The organism is Streptomyces sp. 13-12-16, assembly GCF_002114215.1.
Taxonomy (GTDB): Bacteria; Actinomycetota; Actinomycetes; order Streptomycetales; family Streptomycetaceae; genus Streptomyces.
In genome coordinates this window covers 1-7,146 of sequence record NZ_NCTE01000071.1, presented here as the reverse complement: position 1 = coordinate 7,146, position 7,146 = coordinate 1, and the positions used below count along the sequence as shown (strand labels likewise).

Here is a 7,146-nt window from a genome sequence, read left to right as displayed (position 1 = left end):
GGCGTCGGCGGGCGGCTCCAGCCGCAGCAGCGCCGCCACCCGCCGCCCGGCCACCACGCCCCGGCTCAGCTGGTAGCCGCACTCGATGAGGAACGACACCGGCCACACCAGGACGGCCACATAGCCGTACACCGACACCAGCTCGCCCACGCTGATCTGCCCCTGCGCGGCCAGCCGGGCCGCGATCCAGGTCACCCCCGCGAGGAACAGCGCCGGCAGTCCGGCGGCGAGCGCCTGCATCCAGCTCGTCACGGCCCCGACCCGGTACCCCTGCTCCCGCAGCCGCCCCGAGTCCCGGCGGAACGCGTCGGAGACCAGGCTCTTTCCGCCCAGCCCGCTCAGCACCCGCAGCCCGCCCGCCAGATCCCCGATCCGCGCGGTCAGCACGCCCTGCCGCTCCCGGTACTCCGTCTCCGTGCCCCGCAACCGCCCCGCCAGCGGCCCGACGACGAGACCGATCACCGGCACCCCGAGCAGCACCACCACGGCCAGCAGCGGTGACACCGACAGCAGCAGCCCCGCCACCACCCCGTACGCCACGACCGCGCCGATCCCCGGCCCGACGGCCGTGAGCGACTGGGCGATCATCTGCACGTCGCCCACCCCGATGGTGACGACCTCCCCGGCCCCGGCCCGCCGCTCCAGCGAGGCCCCCAGCCGCACCGTCTGCCCGACGACCACCTTCACCGTGCGGAAGTTGGCGTCCATCCGCACCCGCGTCATCGTGCGGTGCCGCATGATGCTCAGCCAGGAGTTGACCCCGTTCACCACGAACAGGGCCCCGGTCCAGAGCGCCAGCGCCCCCATGTCGCCCGGCCCCAGCCCGTCGTCCACGGCCCGCGACATCGCGTACGGCGTCGCCGCCAGCAGCACCATCCACACACTGCCGAACACCGCCCCCGCCGCACACCGCCCCGGCTGCCGCATGACCAGCCACCACAGATAGCGGGCCCCGCCCCGGCAATCGGGCGTGCCGGGGTCCTCGTACGCGTCGATCACCGCTCGTTCTCCCCCCGTGCGCCGTCGCGGCTACGCCAGGCTGTCCCGCCAGGCCCGGTGCAGGTCGGCGAACCTGCCCGTCCCGGCGACGAGTTCGGCCGGGCTGCCGTCCTCCACGATCCGTCCGTGCTCCATGACCAGCACCCGGTCGGCGATCTCCACGGTCGACAGCCGGTGGGCGATCACCACCGCCGTACGTCCCTTCAGCACCGTCGCCATCGCCCGCTGCACCGCCCGCTCACCGGGGATGTCCAGCGAGCTGGTCGCCTCGTCGAGGATGAGGACCGCCGGGTCCGCGAGCAGTGCCCGCGCGAAGGCGACCAACTGGCGCTGACCGGCCGAGATGCGGCCGCCCCGCTTGCGTACGTCGGTGTCGTAGCCGTCGGGGAGCGCGGCGATGAAGTCGTGCGCGCCGATCTCCTTCGCCGCCTGCTCGATCTCCTGGCGGGTGGCGTCCGGCCGGCCGATCGAGATGTTCTCGGCGACCGTGCCGGAGAACAGGAACGCCTCCTGCGTCACCATCACCACCTCGCGCCGCAGAGCGCGTCCCGTGAGGTCGCGCAGGTCCACCCCGTCGAGCAGCACGCTGCCGTCGGTGGGGTCGTAGAAGCGGGCGAGCAGCTTCGCCAGCGTCGACTTGCCCGCGCCCGTCGAGCCGACGACGGCGACGGTCTGCCCGGCCGGGAGGGTGAGGCCGAAGCGGGGGAGCACCTCGCCGCCGGTGCGGTACGCGAACCGGACGTCGTCGAAGACGACCTCGCGGCCGGGGAGCCCGGGGCGTCGCTCCGGGAGCTCGCGGGGGGACGTCGGCTCGGGCACGGACGGGGTCTGCGCCAGCAGGCCGGCGATCTTCTCCAGCGAGGCCGCCGCCGACTGGTAGGAGTTCAGGAACATGCCGAGCCGGTCGATCGGGTCGTACAGCCGGCGCAGGTACAGCACCGCCGCCGCCAGTACGCCCAGCTCCAGCGACTCGTCCGCGACCCGGTAGGCACCCCACAGCACGATCAGCGCGACCGTGGTGTTGGCGGTGATCCGGGAGCCGACGACGTAGCGGGCCATCTCGAGGAGCGCGTCGCCGTTGGTCCGCTCGTGCCGACGGTTCAGCACCGCGAACTCGGCGTCGTTGGCGGCCTCCCGGCGGAAGGCGCGCACCGGCCGGATGCCGTTCATCGTCTCGACGAACTTCACGATCACCGCCGCGATGGCCGTCGACCGCTTCCGGTACACCCGCCCCGCCCGCCGCCGGTACGACCGTACGAGCAGGTACAGCGGCACGAAGGACGCCACCGCGACCGCGCCGAGCCCGAGGTCCAGCCAGAGCAGCAGCACCGAGATGTACACGGCCGACAGGATGACCATCACCAGTTCCTGAAGGCCCTCCTCCAGCAGCTCGCGCAGCGACTCGACGTCGGTGGTGGAGCGGGAGATCAGTCGGCCCGAGGTGTAGCGCTCGTGGAAGTCGACGCTGAGCGCCTGCGCGTGCCGGAAGATACGGCCGCGCAGATCGAGCAGCACGTCCTGGCTGACCCGGGCGGAGGCGGTGACGAACCCGTACTGCAGCGTGCCGGCCGCCACCGCGCACAGCAGGTAGCCGACCGCCACCGCGATCAGCGGCCCGTTGTCGTCGTCGCGGAACGCGGGCACGGCCCGGTCGATGGCGTACGCCACCAGCAGCGGGCCGGCCTGCACGGCGGCCTGCTGGAGCAGCAGCAACAGCGCGGTGACGGCGACCCTGCCGCGCAGGGGGGAGAGCAGGGAACGCAGCAGTACGCCGGTGGCGCCCGGGGGAGTGGGCAGCCGGTCCTGGTCGAAGGGGTCGCCGGACGGCGGGGTCCGGTCGTCGTCCTCGTCCCGGGCGGGGGCGGTGGTGGTCGCCGTCATCGCTCGTCGTCCTCCTGGTTCCCCGCGGGGGCGCCGGACATGAGGTGCGCGTACTCGGGGTTGTCGCGCAGCAGTTCGTGGTGGGTGCCGACCGCGGTGATCCGGCCGCCGGAGAGCAGGGCCACGCGGTCGGCGAGGAGGACCGTGGAGGGGCGGTGGGCCACGATGAGGGCGGTGGTGTCCGCGAGCACCCGGCGCAGGGCGGCCTCGACGGCGGCCTCGGTGTGCACGTCGAGCGCGGACAGGGGGTCGTCGAGGACCAGGAAGTCGGGGCGTCCGACGACGGCGCGGGCCAGCGCGAGGCGCTGGCGCTGGCCGCCGGAGAGGCTGAGGCCCTGTTCGCCGACCTGGGTGTCGGTGCCCCGGGGCAGCGCGTGCGCGAAGTCGGCCTGGGCGACGGCGAGGGCGCGTTCCAGGTCTTCGTCCCCGGTGCCGCCGCCCATCAGCACGTTCTCGCCGACGCTGGCCGAGAAGAGGGTGGGTTCCTCGAAGGCGACGGCGACGCGGGAGCGCAGCTCTTCCCGGGACATCTCGGTGATGTCCGTGCCGTCGAGGGTGATGCGGCCCCCGGTGACTTCGTGGAGGCGCGGGACGAGGGCGGTGAGGGTGGTCTTTCCGCTGCCGGTGGCGCCGACGAGGGCGAGGGATTCGCCGGGGCGGATGTGCAGGTCGATGCGGTCGAGGACGGGTGCCGTGTCGGAGGGCGCGTCCGGGTAGCGGAAGGTGACCTCGTGGAAGACGAGCCCGTCGCTCCGCGGGCAGTCGCGCCTCCCCCGGAGCCCGACAGGGCCTGGGAGGTGCCCTGTCGGCGCCGGGTCGTGCGACTCGCCCGGGGGTTGGACACGCCGCTCGGCGCTACGAGGTGCCGCTGCGCCCACCCTCCCCCGCTCTCGGCTCCGCTCGAGCGGGGGGACCCCCGTCGCCCCAGCGGCACGACTGCCCGCAGCTGCGGAGGATTCCGGTTCCGCGTCCATGACCTCGAAGTAGCGTTCCGTGGCCGTCGCCGCCTCCTGGCTCATGGCCAGGAGGAAGCCGATCGAGTCCACCGGCCAGCGCAGCGCCAGGGCCGTGGACAGGAACGCCACCAGCGTTCCCGCCGACAGCGAGCCGTCCGCCACCCGCACGGCCCCCAGCACCAGCGCCGCCCCGATCGCCAGCTCGGGGAGCGTCACTATGACGCCCAGGATCGTCGCCAGCAGTCGCGCCTTGTGCAGCTCCGTCCCCCGCAGCTTCCCCGCCAGCTCCCGGAACGCCCGCGCCTGACTGCGGTGCCGTCCGAACCCCTTGATGATCCGGATGCCGAGCACGCCCTCCTCGACGACCGTCGTCAGATCACCCACCTGGTCCTGCGCCAGCCGCGCCGCCCCCGAGTACCGCTTCTCGAACACCACGCACGTGACCATCACCGGCACGGCGGGGATCAGGATGACCAGCCCCAGCATCCAGTCCTGGACCAGCATGATGATCACACCGACCAGGATCGTCACGCCGTTGACCAGCAGGAACGTCAGCGGGAAGGCCAGGAACATCCGCAGCAGCATCAGATCCGTCGTGGCCCGCGACAGCAGCTGCCCCGACGGCCACCGGTCGTGGAACGCGATCGGCAGCCGCTGCAGATGCCGGTACAGACCCGCCCGCATCTCCGCCTCGACGTGCGACAGCGGACGCGCCACCAGCCACCGCCGGAACCCGAACAGCAGCGCCTCCGCCAGCCCGAGCAGCAGCAGGTACAGCGCGCCCAGCCACACCCCCGCCGGGTCCCGGTCGGCGATCGGGCCGTCCACCATCCACTTCAGGACGAGCGGGATCACCAGTCCGATGCAGGAGGCGACGACCGCGATGAACGCGGCGCTGAACAGCCGCGCCCGTACGGGCCGCACGTACGGCCACAGCCGCAGCAGCGTACGCACGGTGGAGCGGGGTTCCGGGGGAGAAGGTGTAGTGGGCATCAGCAGCGAGCCTACGGATCGCCGCTGACACTGCCCACCGAGTTTCGTCCGGACCGTCCTCCGCCGCTGGTCCTACGACCTGCGGCTGCGGCGAAGTCGTACGCACCGCGTCAGCCGTTCGGCCGATACCCGTTCGTGTGTCACGGACGGTCAGGTCCGTACCCGCAGCAGCAGCACCGTCCGGCCCGGCACCGTGATCCGTGTCCCCGCGCGGTGCTCCACGCCCGGCGCCCGGTCCTGCTCCTCCCGCGCGGTGTCCACGACCACCTCGTACCGCTCCGCCCACGGCGGCCCCGGCAGTTCGAACTCCACCGGGCCCTCCCCCGCGTGCAGGACGGCCAGGAAGCTGTCGTCGAGGATCTGCTCCCCGTGCTCGTCGCGCCCCGGGATGTCCCGCCCGGAGAGGTACATGCCGAGCGTGGCGGCCGGCGCGTACCAGTCGTCCTCGGTCATCTCCGTGCCGCGCGGGGTGAACCAGGCCAGGTCGCGCAGCCCGTCCGCGGAGTGCGCGCGGCCGGAGAAGAAGGCCCGGCGGCGCAGCACCGGGTGCCGGTGGCGCAGGGCGATCAGCCGGGAGGTCAGCTCCAGCAGGGGCCGCCAGTCCGGGTCGTCCACGAGCGCCCAGTCCACCCAGCCGATCTCGTTGTCCTGGCAGTAGGCGTTGTTGTTGCCGCGCTGGGTGCGGCCCATCTCGTCGCCCGCGACCAGCATGGGCACGCCCGTCGACAGCAGCAGCGTGGTCAGCAGGTTCCGCAGTTGCCGCCGGCGCAGCGCCCGTACGCCGGTGTCCTCCGTCTCTCCCTCCGCGCCGCAGTTCCAGGCGCGGTTGTCGTCCGTGCCGTCCCGGTTGCCCTCGCCGTTCGCCTCGTTGTGCTTGCGCCCGTACGACACCAGGTCGCGCAGGGTGAAACCGTCGTGCGCGGTGACGTAGTTGACCGAGGCGTACGGCCGCCGCCCGCCCCAGGCGTACAGGTCGCTGGAGCCGGACAGCCGGTAGCCCATCTCCCGCACGTCCGGCAGCGCGTGCCGCCAGAAGTCCCGTACGGCGTCGCGGTACCGGTCGTTCCACTCCGTCCACAGGGGAGGGAACGCGCCCACCTGGTAGCCCCCGGAGCCCACGTCCCACGGCTCGGCGATCAGCTTCACCCGGCGCAGCACCGGGTCCTGCGCGATCACCGCGAGGAACGGGGAGAGCATGTCGACGTCGTGCATCGAGCGGGCCAGCGCCGCCGCCAGGTCGAAGCGGAAGCCGTCGACGCCCATCTCGGTCACCCAGTAGCGCAGGGAGTCCGTGATCAGGCGCAGCACGTGCGGCTGGACGACGTGGAGGGTGTTGCCGCAGCCGGTGTAGTCGGCGTACCTGCGGGCGTCGGGCTGGAGGCGGTAGTAGCCGCGGTTGTCGACGCCCTTCAGGGAGAGCGTGGGGCCCAGCTCGCCCGCCTCCGCCGTGTGGTTGTAGACCACGTCGAGGATCACCTCGATCCCGGCCGCGTGCAGGGCCCGCACCATCCGCTTGAACTCGCCGACCTGCTGCCCCCTCGTCCCGGCGGCCGCGTACCCGGCGTGCGGGGCGAAGTAGCCGATGGAGTTGTAGCCCCAGTAGTTGCGCAGCCCCCGCCGCAGCAGGTGGTCCTCGTGCGCGAACTGGTGCACCGGCAGCAGCTCCACGGCCGTGACGCCGAGCCGGACCAGGTGCTCGACCGCCGCGGGGTGCGCCAGCCCCGCGTACGTGCCGCGCAGCTCCTCGGGGATGCCGGGGTGCCGCCGCGTGAAGCCCTTGACGTGCAGCTCGTAGATCACCGAGTCCGCCCACGGCGTCTTCGGCCGGCGGTCGTCCGCCCAGTCGTCGTCATCGTGGACGACCACGCCCTTGGGGACGTACGGCGCGGAGTCCCGGTCGTCGCGCACGGTGTCCGCGACATGCTGCTCCGGCCAGTCGCGGACGTGCCCGTACACCTCGGGCGGGAGCCTGAAGTCCCCGTCCACCGCACGCGCGTACGGGTCGAGGAGCAGCTTCGCCGGATTCCAGCGGGCACCGGTCCACGGGTCCCAGCGGCCGTGCACCCGGTAGCCGTACCGCTGCCCGGGCAGCACCCCCGGCACGAAGCCGTGCCAGATCTCGTGCGTCAGCTCGGTGAGCCGGGCCCTGCTCTCCCTGCCCCGCTCGTCGAACAGACACAGCTCGACCCCCTCCGCCCCACCCGCCCACAGCGCGAAGTTGGTCCCCGCCACCCCGTCCGGGCCGACCCGGAACCGGGCGCCCAGCGGCGTCGGCCGGCCCGGCCGCACGGGCACCGTGGGCACGGGCGGCGCCGGC

4 protein-coding genes are annotated in these 7,146 nt (G+C 73.1%); all 4 read right to left on the bottom strand.

All coding sequences use genetic code 11. The annotated features are described in order from the left end of the window. On the bottom strand, nucleotides 1-999 hold a 999-nt coding region (locus B7767_RS03350), incomplete at its 3' end, for an ABC transporter ATP-binding protein (protein ID WP_143652178.1). A 30-nt stretch (nucleotides 1,000-1,029) separates the two neighbouring features. Continuing rightward, entirely contained in the window at nucleotides 1,030-2,880 is a 1,851-nt protein-coding gene (locus B7767_RS03345; RefSeq protein ID WP_085570791.1) for an ABC transporter ATP-binding protein, read from the bottom strand. Beyond that, the gene (locus tag B7767_RS03340) at nucleotides 2,877-4,829 is read right to left on the bottom strand and encodes an ABC transporter ATP-binding protein (RefSeq protein ID WP_085570790.1); all 1,953 of its coding nucleotides are present in this window, start codon (nucleotides 4,827-4,829) and stop codon (nucleotides 2,877-2,879) included. The genes B7767_RS03345 and B7767_RS03340 overlap by 4 nt, the downstream gene beginning before the upstream one ends. Nucleotides 4,830-4,979: 150 nt before the next feature. Further along, on the bottom strand, nucleotides 4,980-7,146 hold a 2,167-nt coding region (glgX, locus tag B7767_RS03335; RefSeq protein WP_373408180.1), incomplete at its 5' end, for a glycogen debranching protein GlgX.

What these genes read in the sequence shown, in the direction of transcription:
- B7767_RS03345 (WP_085570791.1), bottom strand. Translation starts at nt 2,880, where the DNA reads ATGACGGCGACCACCACCGCCCCCGCCCGGGACGAGGACGACGACCGG.
- B7767_RS03340 (WP_085570790.1), bottom strand. Translation starts at nt 4,829, where the DNA reads ATGCCCACTACACCTTCTCCCCCGGAACCCCGCTCCACCGTGCGTACG.